This is a genomic window from Citroniella saccharovorans, from assembly GCF_035481615.1.
In the GTDB taxonomy this organism is placed as follows: domain Bacteria; phylum Bacillota; class Clostridia; order Tissierellales; family Peptoniphilaceae; genus Citroniella; species Citroniella saccharovorans.
The window spans coordinates 19,459-36,978 of the sequence record NZ_JAYKOT010000001.1 but is presented as its reverse complement, the minus strand read 5'-3'; the positions used below and the strand labels follow the sequence as shown (position 1 = coordinate 36,978).

Below are 17,520 nucleotides of genomic sequence, written 5' to 3'. Positions count from 1 at the left end.
AAACTAAGAAAATACTCGAAGAATTTTAATAAGTTTTTTAAAAATAAAATATTATTAGAGAAATTATTTAATTTTACTTTTCATATAAGAGATGGAGATAGAATTTTGCTTCCTCTTATTTTTATTCTACTTTCCATAAATATCTATTAAGTCGCTAACTAAAGAGTAGGCAGTTTCTCTGCCGCCTGCTCCCATGCCCTTTATGACAATTTCTCCAGCATTTTCTGTAAAAAAAACAATAGCATTTTCACCACCCTTTAATGAACCTAAAATAGAATTTTTCTCAAGCTCTTCTGGTCTTACATAGATTTTTCCATTTTTATCTCCATAACCAATAAGCTTTATAGTCTTACCACTTTTTAAAGCGTCTTTTATTCTATCTTCATTTATTTTTCTTATACCAATGGTTTCAATTTCTTCTTCCTTAAAGAATTTATCAAATAGGAGAGAAGAGGTGATATTTATCTTTCTCATGGTATCTATTCCATCTATATCAGCTGATGGATCAGCTTCAGCGTAGCCTTTTTCTTTTGCTAATTCAAGTGCTTTTTCAAAAGAAAGCCCATTTTCAATTTGACTTAAGATAAAGTTGGATGTGCCATTTAATACTCCAATTACTTTTTTTACTCCTCCAGCTGCCTTTAGTTTTTCTATATTTGAAAGAATGGGAATAGCACCCCCAACTGCTCCTTCAAATTTTAAGCTTGCCTTAGATTTTTTACTTGTAAGAATCAACCTTTCCAAGTATTTTGAGATAAGTGCCTTGTTGGCAGAAATTACATTAACTCCTCTTTTTAAGGCTTCTTCTATAGGACTGGCTAGCCTATCCACTTCCCCAGTTGCTTCAACAATTAAATTTATTTCCCTATCCTCAAATATATCCTCTTTATTAATTGTAAGTAGATTTTTGCATCTATTATATTTTCCTATATTTCTAACTAAGATTTTTTTAAATTCAATTTTCTGACCAGTGATTTTTTCAAGCCCTTCTCTATTTTCTTCTACAAGGTCGTAAAATGAACCAGCAACTGTTCCAAATCCTAAAAGCCCTATTTTAATCAACTAGTAGCTCTCCAATCTGAACAGCATTTAAGGCTGCACCCTTTCTAATATTGTCTGAAACTACAAAAAGGTTTAAAGAATTTTCTCTAGAGAAATCTCTTCTAATCCTACCTACAAAGATTTCATCTCTTCCCCTTGCATAAAGAGGCTGAGGATAGATATTATCCTTTGGTGAGTCTTTAAGAACCATACCAAGTTTTCCATCGAAAAGCTCTCTTACTTCTCCTAGGTCAAAAGGCTTTTTAAGCTCTACATTTATAGAAACACAGTGTCCATAAGATACTGGAACTCTAACTGTAGTTGCAGTTACTTTAAGATCACTTATGCCTAGAATTTTTCTAGTTTCCTCTATCATTTTCATTTCTTCCTTTGTATATCCATTTTCTAGAAAAGTATCAATATGTGGAAGGATATTATCTTTAATAGGATAAGGATAAACTTCACTTGTACCATTTTCAAGATCTAAAAGTGCTTCTTTTCCTGAACCTGAAACTGATTGGTAGGTTGAGAAAACTACCCTTTCTAGTCCATATTTTTTCTCTAGTTGATATAGGGGAGCTATGCATTGAATGGTAGAGCAGTTTGGGTTTGAAATAATATAGTCATCATCTTTTATGATTTTTCCATTGACTTCTGGAACTATAAGAGGAGTACCATCTTTCATTCTGAAATATGAAGAGTTATCGACTACTCTAACTCCTCTTTTTTTAGCTTCTTCTGCGAAAATTTTTGAAAGAGATCCATCCAAGGCAAAAAAAGCCAGGTCAAAGCCGTCAAACTCACTGGCTTTAAGTTCTCTTATTTCTATCTCCTTACCCTTAAATTTTATCTTTTCTCCTACAGAATTTTTAGAAGCTAAAAACTTTATTTCACTTATTGGAAAGTTTCTTTCTTCCAAAATACTTATTATTGTTGATCCAACTAATCCTGTTGCTCCAGCAACTATTACTTTTTTCATTTTACTTCCTCCTAATCTGAAATCACAGTGCCCTCATCCTCGGGCCTATTTGTGTTTAGTATTTTAAGTTCTATATTTTTTTCAATAAGGGGCTCAAGCGCATCTTCTTGGTATACCTGGGCTCCATTTTCAATTATTTTTTTAAGCTCATTATATGAAAGAGATTTATAGGCTTTAGCATCTTTGTCTTTCGCTGGATCCTTATCCATTATTCCACTTACGTCTGTCCAATTTTCGTAAAGTAAGCAGTTAAGACTTGATGCAAGGATAGAACCAGTGTAGTCTGATCCTCCTCTTTTTAATAGACCTATTTTTCCTCCTTGATTTCCATAAAATCCAGGAATTACATATTTTTTACCAGGCTCAATTTTTTCTCTTATAGCTTTTTCAGTTTTTTCTTCATTAATCTTAGAACCATCTAAAAATATAATATCTTTTGCATCCAAGAATTCATATCCAAGATAGGCGGCTAATATTTTTCCATTTAGGTATTCTCCTCGGCTAACAATATAATCCCTAGAGTCCTCATAGTAAAGAGAATCTATAATATATTTGATTTCATCTTTTAAGCTATCTTCCTTAAGCTCTCCTAAAATATCCAAGTATCTTTCACTAATTTGATCTAAGTTTTCTCTAATTAAATAGTCTGTATTTTTAATTTCCTTTTTTATAGATTCAAGTCTTTCCTTTAAGCTAGATAGTTTTTCCTTGTCATCATATAGATTAATTAGCCTATCGGTAACTTTTATATCATCTTTATATCTTTTTCCTGGAGCTGAAACTACAATTATATTTCTATCTCCACTAGCTGCTATTTTTTTAACCTTTTCAAACTGCTTACTAGATGCTAGGGAAGAACCTCCAAACTTAGCTACTTTTTTTGGCATTATTTCCTCAAGTTTATAAGGAGTTTTTTGGTAAACATAGTAGTTGAGCCAATTATTAAAGAAAATTGAGGCTGTGGACTTCCAGCTAAGTCGTATATTTTCTGGACTAGAATTATGGCTCTTATAATAATTTTTAGGCTTTTCTATTTCTAGTCCTTTTTTAATATCTCTTAAATACTCATCATGTAAAGTTTCCTTTGAATATTCTAGATGACCTAGGTTAAAGACAAATCTTCCGTCAAGAGATTCTATAAGACTTATTCCGCTTTCCTCATTTTCAGCTAGAATTTTTAACTCACCTAAAGATAGATCATCTCTATTAAGCTTTCTATATCTGGATTGGGGAATATAGAAATAGTCATCAAGTCCATCAAGAAGTCTGGAGGAAGATTTTTTTTTCATACTCGTAGACTCCAAAAATTTTCTTCTTTTCCAAATTTGATTTTGCTCCGTAAAAGTAGTCCAAGGAGGCAATAGCCCCCCAGCAAATAAATAAGCTTGAGTAGACATTTACTCTTGCAAAATCAAAAATCTCCTTTAACTCCTCCCAATAGGTAATTTCACTATAGGGCATATCCTCTAGAGGAGCACCAGTAACTATTAGACCATCGTACTTGTCATTTTTAATTTGATCAAAAGTCTTATAATACTCTTCTAGTCTTTTTGGATCTGAGTGCTTACTTGTATAAGAAGCAGTTCTTATTAAATCAACTTCAATTTGCAGAACCTGACTGGAGAGAAGTTTCAGTAAATTTATTTCCGTTTCTTCCTTGTTGGGCATAAGATTTACGATAGCTATTTTTAAAGGCCTTATATCTTGCCCCCTTGCCCTTTCTCTATCTATGGTAAATATATTTTCTTTTAATAAATTTTCCTTTTCTATTAGGCCATCTTTTAGTATTAGTGGCATAACTTCCTCCTTTATTCTATTTTTTCAAAGGCTTCTTTTAAGTCTCTTATTAGATCATCCGTATTTTCAATTCCAATAGAAAGTCTTATAGAGTTTTCTTTAATTCCAGCTTTTTCTAGAGCTTCACTAGAAAGCTGCCTGTGGGTCATGCTTGCTGGGTGGAGGGCAGATGACCTAAGGTCTCCAACATGAACTACAAGTGAAATTAAATTTAGACTATCTATCCACTTCTTACTAGCTTCAAGTCCGCCTTTTATTCCAAAACTTATTACTCCACTTGCTCCATTTTTTAGGTATTTTTTAGAAAGTTCATAATAAGGACTGGACTCTAAACCAGGATAATTTACCCACTCTACTTTTTCATGTGACTCTAGGAATTTTGCAATTTTTAGAGCATTATCAGAATGTTTTCTCATTCTTAAGTGTAGAGTTTCAAGACCTAAATTGGTTAAAAAAGCATTAAATGGGTTCATAGGATTTCCTAAATCCCTTATAAAGCAAACCCTAGCTTTTGTAATATATGCCTTTTCCTTAAAAGTTTCAGTATAGGAAAGACCATGGTAGGCAGGGTCTTTATCTGAAATGGACTTGTATCCATTTTTTTCCCAGTTAAATTTTCCTGAGTCTACAATTATTCCTCCAACTGAAGTTGCATGGCCATCAATATATTTAGTAGTGGAGTGAGTTACAATATCCGCTCCAAATTCAAATGGTCTTAGAAGAACAGGACTTGGGAAGGTATTATCCACTATAAGCGGAATATTATACTTGTGGCAAATCCTAGCAGCTTTTTCAATATCTAAAACTTCAACGCTTGGGTTAGATAGGCTTTCAGCAAAAAATAGCTTGCCGCCAGCTTTTATTGCTTCTTCTAAAGCTTTTTCATCATTTAGGGGAATAAAAATAGTATTAATTCCAAATTTTTTTAAAGTAGATGAAAATAGGGTGTAGGTTCCACCGTATAAGTTACTTGCTGCAATAATACTATCTCCAGCTTCTGCAATAGTTAGAATAGAGATAAGATTGGCACTTTGTCCAGAGGATGTTGCAACAGCACCAAGTCCTCCTTCAAGTGCTGCTATCTTTTTTTCCAAGACTTCAACAGTAGGATTTGAAATCCTAGAGTACATGTGACCCTCAGCCTTTAAGTCAAAAAGATCTCCTACAGCATCGCTTGAGTCATATTTAAAAGTTGTTGACTGCACTATAGGACATATTCTAGCTTCAGCATTTTTTGGAGAGTAACCTCCATTTGCACAAATTGTTTCTAAATCATATTTTCTTTCATTCATAATTATTTCCTCCTTCTTGTATAAAAAAAGAGCCTTCTCCCATAAGGGCGAAGACTCGCGTTACCACCTTAATTCACTATTAGTATATTCTAATAGCCTCATTCTAGATATCCATCAATATCTGCACGCTATAACGGGCGGACCCGTACCTGCTTAATTATTCAGCAAGTCCCCACATAAAGACCATCTTCACTAGCTTTGCTTCACTTCTCTCACCAAAACGAAGTTCTCTGTAATCCACTAGACTAGTTACTCTTCTCTTGAATTGGTTTTACATATAATAACATGTGGGAAAATACTTGTCAAGGCTTTTTTAAAAAAATATATAAAAAATATTTATAAAGATAAATTTTCACTATAATCTAATTTATTAAAGCTAACTTTTTATTTAATAAGTGAGCTATAATAAATTTAGGGTATATATATTATATAATTATTTTGGAGGAGGATTAGATGAAAAAGTTTATACTTAGTTTAATAGCAGTACTTTTAATTTTTTCTTCGTGTGAAAAAGAAAAAAAAGTTTCTATTCCTTCAAATGAAGAAGAAAAAAAGACTAAAACTTCTCCATCCTTTGTTGAAAAAGCTGAAGGATTAAGCCCAGATTTTAGCTTGAAAGGAGATAAAAAGAAAGTAGTTAGAAAGAATAAAAAATTAAAAGAAAATATAGATAAGAAGAAACCCTTTATGAATTCCAAGCCAAAAGAAAAGCCAGAAATAGAAGAAAAGGATAAACCATATGTTCCAAAAAGAGAAGTAATAAAAGTGAAAAAAGAGGAAGTGGATATAAAGGCAAAGACATTTAAAAAACCAAGATATAGGGTTCAAAAAGAATTTGAGAATGTAGATTTTTTTGATGTTTATTCTGATACTAAAATCCCTCATGAAAAGACTAAAAATCTCAAAAAAGTAAGTGAAATTATTTTAGATAATGATGGAAGTTATTTTTTATTCATGCCCAATATAACAGAAGGAAAATTCACAGTTCAAAAAGTCACTTATGATCCAGATGAAAAAGAGTATAGTCTTGATAAAGAAGTATATTCAAAAGTCCTAGAAGAAAAAGAAACGGTTTTATTAAAGATGGATACATCGACAGAAAATGAGTATTACTTGATAAGATACGAAGATAGTAATTCTTATTTTGTAGAAACTATTTTAAAACAAGCTTCAGATGGTAAGATTGGAAGTTTAGACAAGGGTTTTAACCTAGAAAAATAAAAGTAAGATAAAAAATAAGATGCTCTCTTAAAGTAAATATTTTTGTACTGCCCCCTTAAATCCGGACAAGGAAATAAGGGGGCATTTTTTTAAAAGACAGATATTTTATTTTCTTATTAATTTTTTATCTTCTAATAGATAGATTTTTTCAGTAATCTCTAAAATCTTTGGTTCGTGAGATATGATTATTAGAGTTTTGTCTTTAAAATTATCTCTTATATAGTTCATTATAATATTTTTAAAATTTTCATCTACATAATTTAAAGGCTCATCAAGTAGATAAAGGTCAGATTCTAGGCTAAGACACCTAGTTAATTGAATCAGTTTTTTTTCTCCAGAAGAAAGAGTAGATTTTATATTTTTAATTTCAAAATTTAAATCTTTATTTTTAGCTTCTAGACTTGAAGTTAGGTAGGAAAAATCATTTAAGCATATATCCCTACCAAGTTTAATATTGCCTGCTATTGAGTCATTAAATATAAACGCTTCCGCAGGAACAAGGCATATATGGCTAGTAGCTGTAAGAAAAGAATAGTCCCTTAAATTATTTCCATTTAAGTAAATATCCCCCTTATAATCTCTATTTATACAGCTTAAAATATTTAGTAGACTTGTTTTTCCACTTCCATTACTTCCTAAAATACCAATCTTATCACCTTTTTTTACTTTTAAGTTCAAATCTTTAAATATTTCTCTTTTTTCGTATGAAAAACTTAATCCTTCAATATTTAAACTTTCAAAACTATCAATTTTCAAACCATCTTTACATTCATCTTCTAAGCTTAATATTTCATAAAGTCTATTTAGTGAAACTTTTTCCGCAGCATATTTTTTAGGAAATCCCATAATTAGTTCAATTGGATCCCAAAGACCTGAAGAATATAGAGCAAAGGCAGTTATATCTCCAATACTTAATTGAGATTTAAAAACGAAAAATCCTCCAATTAAGTAGGGCATTAACTGCATCAGGTTCATAAGTCCAGTAACTAATAGAAAATCATAAAAGATATCTAATTTTGATTTTTTAACCTCCAAGTTAAATATCTTATCAAGACTATTTTTTATTCTTTTAATAGCATATATTATAGATCGACTAAGCCTAATATGGTAGTTTCCGTCTACTAGTTCTTCAAATTTACTATTAAGATCTTCATTTTGTATACTTATTTCCTTTTCAAGTTTACTTATTTTTGGACTGAAAAATTTTTGCAATACAAAAAAGATAGGAAAAAAGATTAATAGTGCAAGAGCAAAATATATATTGAGTTTAAAAAGAATAATAAAAACTGCAATTATATAAAATGTATTTATAAATAAGGTAACTGGTTCAAATATTATTAGGTCTTTTATATTATTAATGTCTTGGTTAAATCTTTGAATAAAATAACCATTTTCTTTTCCAGCAATTTCATTTAATGAAGTATATAAAAGCTTTTCTGAAATGTCACGTTTAATCTCTCTATTTGCTTTAATCTCAATTTTATTTTGTATAAAATATCTTAATGAAAGAATAAGCATAAATATAAAATCAAGTCCTAAAGAAATATAAATCCAGAATTTAAAATTTTCAAAAGAACTTTTACTAGAAATTGTATTTATTAGATATTTTGTTGCAAGTGGGATTACTATAAGAAGTATTTTTTGCAGTAAGGTCGATAAAATGTAGATGGCAAATAAAATTTTGTTTTTAAGAACATAGTTTCCATAGAAATCTTTTAAAATAAGTCGCATGATTAAATCTCCTTTATAGTTATTATGGTTTTAAATAAATTTAAAATAATGCTTATAATTAAAAATCTATGATCATGTTCTCCATCTCCATTTTTATTTATTTATCTCTAGTTTATCATTATATTTTCTGCAAGGCAATTAAGTTCACTTAATAGTTTTTGACTTTTGTGGTAAAATATATAAAAGAGGTGGAATATGAAAAAGTTTTGTAAGATTATTATTTCTTTAACTTTGGTCTTAGCTCTCTCATCATGCTCCAGCATTACTGGAAGAGTTAGTTTATCTAAAGAAGAATATCAAGAATATTTAAAAAACAAGGAAATTATCGACAAGGTTAAGTTTTTAGAAGGGGTTATAGATGATAATTACCTATTCGATTACAATAAAGAGGATTTAGAAAGCGGAATTTATAAGGGGATTTTTGAAGCACTTGACGATCCTTATTCTCAATATTTTACTGAAGAAGAGTTTAAATCTCTAATTGAACAGACCGATGGTAAATTTGGAGGAATAGGTATTGTTGTAACCGCAGCTGATGATGGATATTTAACTGTGGTATCACCTATAAAGGATACGCCTGCAGATAAGGCGGGGATTAAAAGTGGAGATAGAATCGTAAAAATAGAGGGACAAGAGTTTACTGCGAAGGAAATGGAAGCAGCTGTAAAACTTATGAAGGGAGAAGCTGGAACTGATGTTAATGTAACTTTTTCCAGAAAGGGAGAAGGAGATCTTTGGGAAGATTTTGAGAAAAAAATTACTAGAGAAATTATAAAAATAGATTCAGTTCTTAAAAAAGATATTGATGATTATTCTTATATCTTAATTTCTTCTTTTGAAGATGAAACTGATGAAGATTTTAAAAAGGCTATGGAAGAAGCAAAAGACAAAAAAGGAGTTATCATAGATCTTAGGAATAATCCAGGAGGAAGATTAGATACTGTTGTTAATATTGCGGATTATTTACTTAAAGAAGGGCCAATTGTTTACACAGTGGATAAAAAGGGCAAGGAAGAAGTTGAAAATTCCGACAAAAACATGAATGATATGCCTTTAGTTGTGCTTGTAAATGGTGCATCAGCCTCAGCATCTGAAATTTTAGCCGGCTCCATTAAGGATTACAAAAGAGGAGAGATAATAGGAGAAACTACTTTTGGAAAGGGAATCGTTCAAAGACTATTCCCAGTTGCTAATGAGGGTTTTAAACTTACAGTTTCTGAATATTTTACTCCAAAAAAGAATAAGATTCATAAAAAAGGAGTTAATCCTGACATTGAAGTTAAATTAAATGATGGAGTGGAAAGAATAGGAATTGAAAATTTAAATGAGGATAATCAGCTTCAAAAAGCAATTGAAGTTTTAAAGAATAAAACTAAATAAATTTTCTTTTAAAAATAGCAAGGTCACTAGAAAGAGGCCTTGCTTTTAAGTTTTTTAAAAGGCATTTATATGGTATAATTATTATGAATAAGTGTGATAAAAACCTATTTTGAGAAAGGGATTTATGAATAAATTTGTATTAAAATCTAAATTTAAGCCAACAGGAGATCAGCCTGAGGCTATAGAAGAAATTTCAAATAAAATACTTTTAGGACAAAGGTCACAGGTTTTAAAAGGAGTTACTGGTTCTGGCAAAACTTTTACCATGGCAAATATTATAGAAAGAGTTCAAAAGCCAACCCTTGTTATTGCTCACAATAAAACTCTTGCCTATCAATTAGCTTCTGAGTTTAAGGAATTTTTTCCAGATTCTGCTGTAGAATATTTTGTATCCTACTATGATTATTATCAGCCTGAAGCCTATGTTCCTATGAGTGACACATATATAGCAAAAGACTCATCTATAAACGATGAAATAGATAAGCTTCGTCACTCTGCAACGGCTGCTCTTTTTGAAAGAAAGGATGTTATAATTGTGGCTTCTGTTTCCTGCATATATGGACTGGGAGACCCAATTGACTACGAAAATTTAATGGTTTCTTTAAGGCCAGGTATGATAAAAGACAGGGACGATGTAATAAAGGAACTTATAGATATTCAATTTGAGAGAAATGATATAAATTTCACTAGAGGAACTTTTAGGGTTAGAGGTGATTCTTTGGATATTTTTCCTCCAGATGAGTCTGAAAACTCTGTTAGAGTTGAGTTTTTTGGGGATGAAATTGAAAGAATAACTGAAATAAATTCTATAACTGGAGAGATTATTGGATATAGAAATCATATTGGAATTTTTCCAGCTTCTCACTATGCTACCACTCCAGATAAGATTAAAAGAGCCATCCAAACGATAGAAGAAGAGCTTGAAGAGAGAATAAAATATTTCAAGATGGAGGGAAAATTATTAGAGGCTCAAAGAATTGAAGAGAGGACAAGATATGATCTTGAGATGCTTGAGGAGATGGGCTTTACATCAGGAATTGAAAATTATTCAAGACACCTTTCTGGTAGGGCTCCTGGATCTAAGCCCTACACTCTGATTGATTATTTTCCAAAGGACTATTTAACTATTATAGATGAATCTCATGTTACTATCCCTCAAATTAGAGCCATGTATAATGGAGATAGGGCAAGAAAAGAAAATCTTGTGAACTATGGATTTAGACTTCCTTCAGCCTTAGATAATAGGCCAATGAAATTTGAAGAATTTGACAAGATGATTAATCAAATACTATATGTTTCTGCAACTCCAGGTCCTTATGAGTTGGAAGAGGTAAAGGGAGTAGTTACAGAACAAATTTTAAGACCGACAGGTCTACTTGATCCTTTAATAGAAATTGTTCCAACTAAAAACCAAATTGATGATCTAATTTCTAGAATCAATAAAAATATTCAAAAAAATGAGAGAGTCCTTATAACTACACTCACCAAAAAAATGGCTGAGGACTTAACAGACTATCTTAAAGGTCTAGATATTAAGACAACTTATATGCACTCTGATATAGATACAATTGAAAGAATGGAAATTATTAGGGATTTAAGATTAGGTAAATACGATGTTCTCGTTGGCATTAATTTACTTAGAGAAGGACTTGATCTTCCAGAAGTTTCTCTTATTGCAATTTTAGATGCGGACAAGGAAGGCTTTTTAAGAAGCGAAACTTCTCTTATTCAAACTGTAGGAAGAGCTGCTAGAAATTCAAATGGAAGAGTTGTAATGTATGCAGATACTATTACAAAATCTATGAAAAAGACAATAGATGAAACTGAGAGAAGAAGATCTATCCAAGATTCTTACAATAAATTACATGGAATTAGTCCAAAGACTATAGTTAAGAAAGTAAGAGAGGTTATTGAAGCTACAAAGAAAGTTAGCGAAAAAGGATATAAAAACTTCCAGCAAAAACAAGACTATTAGTAGAGAAGATATTGAAGCAATTATTATAAACTTAGAAAATGAAATGTATAAGGCAGCTGAAAATCTTGAGTTTGAGAGGGCTGCAAATCTTAGAGATGAGGTTAGAAAGTTAAAGAATGAGTATAGATAAAATTGTTATTAAGGGAGCAAGAGAGAATAATTTAAAAAATATAAATCTGGAATTACCTAGGGACAAGATGATTGTTTTTACGGGCCTTTCTGGTTCAGGTAAGTCTTCGCTTGCTTTTAATACAATTTATGCTGAGGGGCAAAGAAGGTATGTAGAATCTCTTTCATCATACGCCAGACAATTTTTAGGGCAAATGGATAAACCAGATGTTGAATATATTGAAGGACTTTCTCCATCAATAGCTATTGATCAAAAAACTACATCTAAAAATCCAAGGTCTACTGTGGGAACTGTCACAGAAATTTACGATTATTTTAGACTTATATTTTCAAAAATAGCTACTCCATACTGCCCAGTTTGTGGAGAAAAAATTGTATCTCAATCCGTAGATGAAATTGTAGATAAGATAATGGGTCACAAGGAAAGAGAAAAACTTATTCTCTTAGCTCCAATAATTAGGGGTAAAAAAGGTGAGCATAAAAGAATTTTAGATAGTGTTAAAAGAGAGGGCTTTACTAGGCTATATATTGATGGAAAAGAATATGAAATTCAAGAAGAAATTAGCCTAGATAAAAACAAAAAACACGATATAGATGTTGTAGTTGATAGAATTATTGTAAAAGATGGAATTGAAACAAGGTTAACTGACTCTACTGAAACAGCCCTTAAACTTGGAAATGGCTTAGTAAAAGTAATGGACTTAGAGGGAAATATTGAAACTTTTTCAGAAAAGCTAACTTGTCCAAATGGCCATATTACAATTGAGGAGGTTGAACCTAGAAGCTTTTCTTTCAACTCTCCATTTGGTATGTGTGAAGACTGCAATGGCTTAGGTTTTCATTTGGAGGTAGACGAGGATTTAGTTATTCCAAATTATAATTTATCTTTAAAGGATGGAGCTATAGATCCTTTTCACACATCTCAAAAGGGGACTTATTATTATGAAATATTTAAAACTATTATAGAAGATGCTGGTTTTACTGAAGAAACTTTATTTAAAGACCTACCTAAAAAAACAATAGATGAAATCCTATATGGAACAAATAGGGATATTAGATTTAAATTTAATTCTCATTTTTCTGGTCATAAGATTTATAAAGGCCCATTTGAAGGAGTTATAAACACTTTAAATAGAAGGTATCACCAGACAAATTCCGATGCTGTTAAAGATAAGGTTGAAGAATATTTTGTAGAAAAAACTTGCAAGACCTGCAATGGGAAAAGGCTAAAAAAAGAAATTCTATCTATGAAGATAAATGGTCTTAATATATCTGAAGTTACAGATATGAGTGTAACGAAGGCTTTAGAGTGGTTTAAGGATTTAAAACTTTCAAAAACAGAAGAAAAGATAGCAAGACTTATTTTAAAGGAAATAATTGCAAGGCTTGAATTTTTGGATAATGTTGGCTTAGGTTATCTAACTTTATCAAGGGCGGCTGGATCCCTTTCAGGAGGAGAGTCCCAAAGAATTAGGCTTGCAACCCAAATAGGCTCAGCCTTAGTTGGAGTGTCCTATGTACTTGATGAGCCAAGTATTGGCTTGCATCAAAGAGATAACCATCTTCTTATAAAATCACTTAGAAATTTAACTGATGTTGGAAATACGCTTATAGTTGTAGAGCATGACGAAGATACTATGATTGCATCGGATATGATTGTAGATATTGGACCAGGAGCAGGAGTCCATGGAGGAGAAATTGTCTTTCAGGGAACATACGATGAGATTTTAAAAGATGAAAATTCAATTACAGGAAAATATCTCTCAAGAAGGCTAACAATTGAGCCTCCTGAAAAGAGAAAAAATTTTACAGATTTTCTAGAGATAAAAGGAGCTAGGGAGCACAATCTCAAAAATATAGACGTAAAAATTCCCCTAGGTAGTTTGACTTTAGTTACAGGAGTTTCAGGTTCTGGAAAAAGTTCTCTAATAAATTCTATTTTGGAGAAAGAGCTTTCCAGAAAATTAAATAGGGCAAGAACTAAGTCTGGAGATTTTGATAAGATTGTTGGATATGAAAAATTAGACAAGGTTGTTAAAATAGACCAATCGCCAATCGGAAGAACTCCAAGATCAAACCCAGCTACTTACACAAAAATTTTTGATAGAATTAGGGAAATTTTTGCCATGACTAAAGATGCAAAAATGAGGGGATATAAAAAAGGCAGATTTTCTTTTAATGTTTCTGGAGGAAGATGCGAAAATTGTCATGGAGATGGAACTATAAAAGTTGAAATGCATTTTTTGCCAGACGTATATGTTCCATGTGAAGTTTGTCATGGAAAAAGATATAATAGGGAAACGCTTCAAGTAAAATATAAGGGGAAAACTATAGCTGATGTTCTTGATATGACAATTGAAGAGGCTAGCGTTTTTTTTGAAAATATACCAAATCTTAAGTCTAAACTAGACCTTATGGTAGATGTTGGGATAGGATATTTAAAACTTGGCCAATCTTCTACAGAACTTTCTGGAGGAGAAGCCCAAAGAGTAAAGCTTGCATTAGAACTTTCAAAAAGAGCCACTGGAAAAACAATTTATATATTAGATGAACCCACAACAGGCCTTCACACCCATGATATTAAAAAACTTATTGCTATTTTAAATAGGTTAGTTGAAGGAGGAAACACAGTCGTAGTAATTGAGCATAACTTAGATGTTATTAAATGTGCTGATTATGTAGTAGACCTAGGGCCTGAAGGAGGAGATAAGGGAGGAGAATTGGTCTTCCAAGGAGAATTTGAAGATTTACTAAAATGTGAAGAGTCTTATACAGGTATATATTTAAAAAAAGAACTTGAAAAAGATAAGAAGCTCAAGGCAAAATTTAAGAGCTAATGTGATAAAATATATATTAAGGAGGAAGATATGATTCTACTTTCAAAAAATGATGCTTTTAAATGGCAGGAAAATGATGGCCGTTATGTAAAAGGATATTTCTATGATGGCTTTACAAATAATGAAAATTTTTTAGAAGAGTTAAGCAAAATAAATAACTTGGATGACTTTGTTAGCTTTTTCAAAGAATTAAATGGAGAATTTGCTGTAAGTATAGAGACAAATGATTTTATACTAGGAGCTACAGACTATACTAGAAGTTTTCCCCTATTCTTCTGTAAAAAAGATAGAGAGCTAGTTATATCAGATACACCTGAGTCTTTATTAAATATTATAAAAGATCCTAAAGTTTCAGAAATCGCTGTTAGAGAGCTTAGAATTTCAGGCTCAACTTTTGGAAATAGAACCCTCTATGAAGACATAGAAACTCTAGGAGCTGGAGAGCTTATTTATTTTGACAAGAAAAATAGGTCAACTTCAATTATTGAATATATGGATTTTGATTCAGCGGAGCGTTCAAACCAATCTACTGAGTCCCTATTTGAAGAAATGACTAAAACTTACAGGGCTGCTATAAAAAAGACTTTAGATCCATATGAAGGAAGACAGATAGTTATTCCGCTTGGATCTGGCTGGTGGGAGAGGGTCCTTGTTAGAAATATTTATGATTTGGGCTATAAAAATGTCCTATGCTATACTTATGGCAAAAAGGATTCTATAGAGATAGAAAAATCTAGGGAAATTGCAAAACACTATGGATTTAGCTGGCATGTTACTAACTACGATCCAAACACTTGGTATAGGTGGTTTACTGGACCTGATTATAAAAAATATAAAACTTATGCTGCTCAGTTTGTAACTGTTCCAAATATCAGAGAATACTTGGCAGTAAAAGACCTTAATGAAAAGGGAATCATTTCAAAAGATGCTATATTTATAAATGTTTGTTTTACAGGAGTTATGAGGGGAGATCTTTTATCTAAGTATTTTCTAGATGAAGATATTCCTGAAAATAACCTTAAATATGAGATTTTGAGAGAAATTGGTTCCAATATTAGCTGGACAGCCAAAGACATTCAGTTAAAAGATAAATATATTGATGATATTTTCCAAAAAGTTAGAAAAGATAATGATTATAAAGATAAAACGCAGCTTTGGAAATTTAAATATGCCTATTGGAAGGAAAGAGCTGCAAAGCACCTTTCATCATCAAGAAGATGCTATGAAATATTTGGCTATATGTGGAGAAATATCCAAAATGAAAGAACAATTTTAGATTTTTGGTCAAAGGTTGATCCAAATATTAGATACAAACATACCTTACAAAATATGTATGATGAAAAATATAATAAAGAGCTTTTAGATAAATTGAATTTCAAAAATACCCATCCAAAAGACGATTCAGTAATCATGCAAGGTATTAGGAGGAAGTTTCCTTCTCTTTATAGAAAACTTGATTTCAATAGAAGATCTAGGGCTTTAAAAAATAAGTACGACAATGATGATCTTTTATGGTTTAATATAATTTCTAGAAGAGAATTTACTAGATTTAGACCAAATATTTCAAACATAATAGCAGTTGAATCAATAAAATATTTAAGGGAATTCTGTAAAGACACAGGACATACCCTTTAGTAATAGATTATAAATAAAGGAGAGAAAAATGGAAAAAGTTAGAGTTAGATTTGCCCCAAGTCCAACTGGATACCTTCACATAGGAGGACTTAGGACAGCTTTATATAATTACCTATATGCAAAAAAAATGGGCGGAGATTTTTTACTAAGAATCGAAGATACAGATAGGACAAGATATGTAGAAGGGGCTATTGAAAATTTAATTGCCGCTTTAGACTGGGCGAGTGTCAAAAACAACGAAGGAGTTATGGTTGGAGAAAATGGAGTTTACGAAGAAGGAGAATATGGTCCATATATCCAATCAGATAGGGTAAAGGAAGGAATTTACCAAAAATATATAGATATTTTAATAGAAAAAGGCCTAGCTTATTATTGTTTTTGTAGTAAAGAAAGACTTGATGAAGTTAGAAATAGACAAAAAGCAGATGGACTAATACCTAGATATGATGGACTTTGTAGGTCTCTTTCAATCGAAGAAGCTAAAAAGAGAATTGCTGCCGGGGAAGAATATGTAGTTAGATTAAAACTTCCTACAAATGAGGATATAGAATTTGAAGATGTAGTAAAGGGAAAAATCACTATAAATACATCTGACCTTGATGACCAAGTCCTTATAAAACAAGACGGCTTTCCAACATATCACTTTGCAGTTGTTGTAGATGATCACTTAATGGGAATTACTCATATAGTTAGAGGAGATGAGTGGATTTCTTCAACTCCAAAACATGTTTTCCTATATGATGCGTTTGGATGGGAAAGACCAAAATTTGTCCACCTTCCAACAGTATTAAACAAACAAAGAAAGAAACTTTCAAAAAGACATGACGATGTTTCAGCAATGGATTTTAAAGAGCAAGGCTATCTTCCTGAAGCACTGGTTAATTATTTAGCCCTAGTAGGATGGAGTCCAGACGATAACGAAGAAATTATGTCAATGGATAAATTAATTGAAAAATTCTCATTTGATAGAGTTTCTAAAAATGGAGGAATTTTTGACAGGGACAAGCTTAATTGGGTTAATCAGCACTATATAAGAGCCTTAGACGATGAAAAATTAAAGGAACTTATAAAACCCTACCTAGTAAAAGATGGAGTAATTGATGAAGATTTTAGCGATGAAAAACTTCTACTAATAGCATCTACATTCAAAGAATCTCTAGATAGACTAATGGATATAACAGAAAAAACTAGCTTTGTATTTAATGGAGATTTCGACTTAGAAGAAGATGCAAAAGAATTTATAGAAAATAGTGATATCGCTTCTCTGTCAAATGCTTTTATAGAAGAATTAAAAGAGATAGATGAAGTAGATGAAGAATTTAGCAAGGGCGTTATGAAAAAAATTCAAAAGAAAACTGGAATTAAGGGAAAAAATCTTTATATGCCTACAAGAGCTGCTTTAACAGGAATGGTTCATGGTCCCGAATTTGATAAAGTTTTACTATTACTAGGAAAAGAAGAAATTATTAAAAGATTAGAAAAATATATTTAAAGGCTGATAAT

General features: G+C 31.4%; 10 protein-coding genes, 2 pseudogenes and 1 other annotated feature. Of the genes and pseudogenes, 6 read left to right on the top strand and 6 right to left on the bottom strand.

Annotated features, from left to right (window positions below):
• Positions 1-126 precede the first annotated feature (126 nt).
• The 5 genes and pseudogenes from VLK81_RS00150 to VLK81_RS00130 all read right to left on the bottom strand — a co-directional run bounded on the left by VLK81_RS00150 (position 127) and on the right by VLK81_RS00130 (position 5,109).
• Complete coding sequence (locus VLK81_RS00150) at positions 127-1,062, bottom strand: homoserine dehydrogenase (protein WP_324618553.1); 936 nt, start codon at positions 1,060-1,062, stop codon at positions 127-129.
• A complete protein-coding gene (asd, locus tag VLK81_RS00145; protein WP_324618552.1) occupies positions 1,055-2,020 on the bottom strand; it encodes an aspartate-semialdehyde dehydrogenase in 966 nt (321 codons plus the stop codon). Before asd ends, VLK81_RS00150 begins: the two co-directional genes overlap by 8 nt.
• An 11-nt stretch (positions 2,021-2,031) precedes the next feature.
• Entirely contained in the window at positions 2,032-2,907 is an 876-nt protein-coding gene (locus tag VLK81_RS00140) for an amino acid kinase family protein (protein WP_324618891.1), read from the bottom strand.
• 75 nt (positions 2,908-2,982) lie between these two features.
• Positions 2,983-3,817, bottom strand: a pseudogene (locus VLK81_RS00135) (homoserine O-acetyltransferase/O-succinyltransferase family protein); the annotation flags it as partial.
• Positions 3,818-3,828: 11 nt separating this feature from the next.
• Positions 3,829-5,109 (bottom strand): O-acetylhomoserine aminocarboxypropyltransferase/cysteine synthase family protein, encoded by a 1,281-nt coding sequence (locus VLK81_RS00130; protein ID WP_324618551.1) that lies wholly within the window; start codon positions 5,107-5,109, stop codon positions 3,829-3,831.
• Between the two features lie 40 nt (positions 5,110-5,149).
• Positions 5,150-5,384, bottom strand: a binding site (T-box leader).
• Between the two features lie 178 nt (positions 5,385-5,562).
• On the opposite strand from VLK81_RS00130, the gene VLK81_RS00125 reads away from it, so the two are divergent.
• Complete coding sequence (locus VLK81_RS00125; RefSeq protein WP_324618550.1) at positions 5,563-6,330, top strand: hypothetical protein; 768 nt, start codon at positions 5,563-5,565, stop codon at positions 6,328-6,330.
• A gap of 105 nt (positions 6,331-6,435) precedes the next feature.
• Here VLK81_RS00125 and VLK81_RS00120 read toward each other — a convergent pair whose 3' ends face one another.
• Positions 6,436-8,061 (bottom strand): ABC transporter ATP-binding protein, encoded by a 1,626-nt coding sequence (locus tag VLK81_RS00120; RefSeq protein ID WP_324618549.1) that lies wholly within the window; start codon positions 8,059-8,061, stop codon positions 6,436-6,438.
• Between the two features lie 195 nt (positions 8,062-8,256).
• Here VLK81_RS00120 and VLK81_RS00115 point away from each other — a divergent pair, with 195 nt between their 5' ends.
• The 5 genes and pseudogenes from VLK81_RS00115 to gltX all read left to right on the top strand — a co-directional run bounded on the left by VLK81_RS00115 (position 8,257) and on the right by gltX (position 17,509).
• The gene (locus tag VLK81_RS00115) at positions 8,257-9,441 is read left to right on the top strand and encodes a S41 family peptidase (RefSeq protein ID WP_324618548.1); all 1,185 of its coding nucleotides are present in this window, start codon (positions 8,257-8,259) and stop codon (positions 9,439-9,441) included.
• A 124-nt stretch (positions 9,442-9,565) separates the two neighbouring features.
• Positions 9,566-11,546 (top strand): annotated as a pseudogene (gene uvrB / locus VLK81_RS00110) (excinuclease ABC subunit UvrB).
• Positions 11,533-14,382 (top strand): excinuclease ABC subunit UvrA, encoded by a 2,850-nt coding sequence (uvrA, locus tag VLK81_RS00105; RefSeq protein WP_324618547.1) that lies wholly within the window; start codon positions 11,533-11,535, stop codon positions 14,380-14,382. Before uvrB ends, uvrA begins: the two are co-directional and overlap by 14 nt.
• A 30-nt stretch (positions 14,383-14,412) precedes the next feature.
• On the top strand, positions 14,413-16,017 hold the full coding sequence (locus VLK81_RS00100; RefSeq protein ID WP_324618546.1) for an asparagine synthetase B family protein: 1,605 nt from the start codon (positions 14,413-14,415) through the stop codon (positions 16,015-16,017).
• A 28-nt stretch (positions 16,018-16,045) separates the two neighbouring features.
• Positions 16,046-17,509, top strand: a complete 1,464-nt coding sequence (gene gltX / locus VLK81_RS00095) for a glutamate--tRNA ligase (RefSeq protein WP_324618545.1) — start codon at positions 16,046-16,048, stop codon at positions 17,507-17,509.
• Positions 17,510-17,520 lie beyond the last annotated feature (11 nt).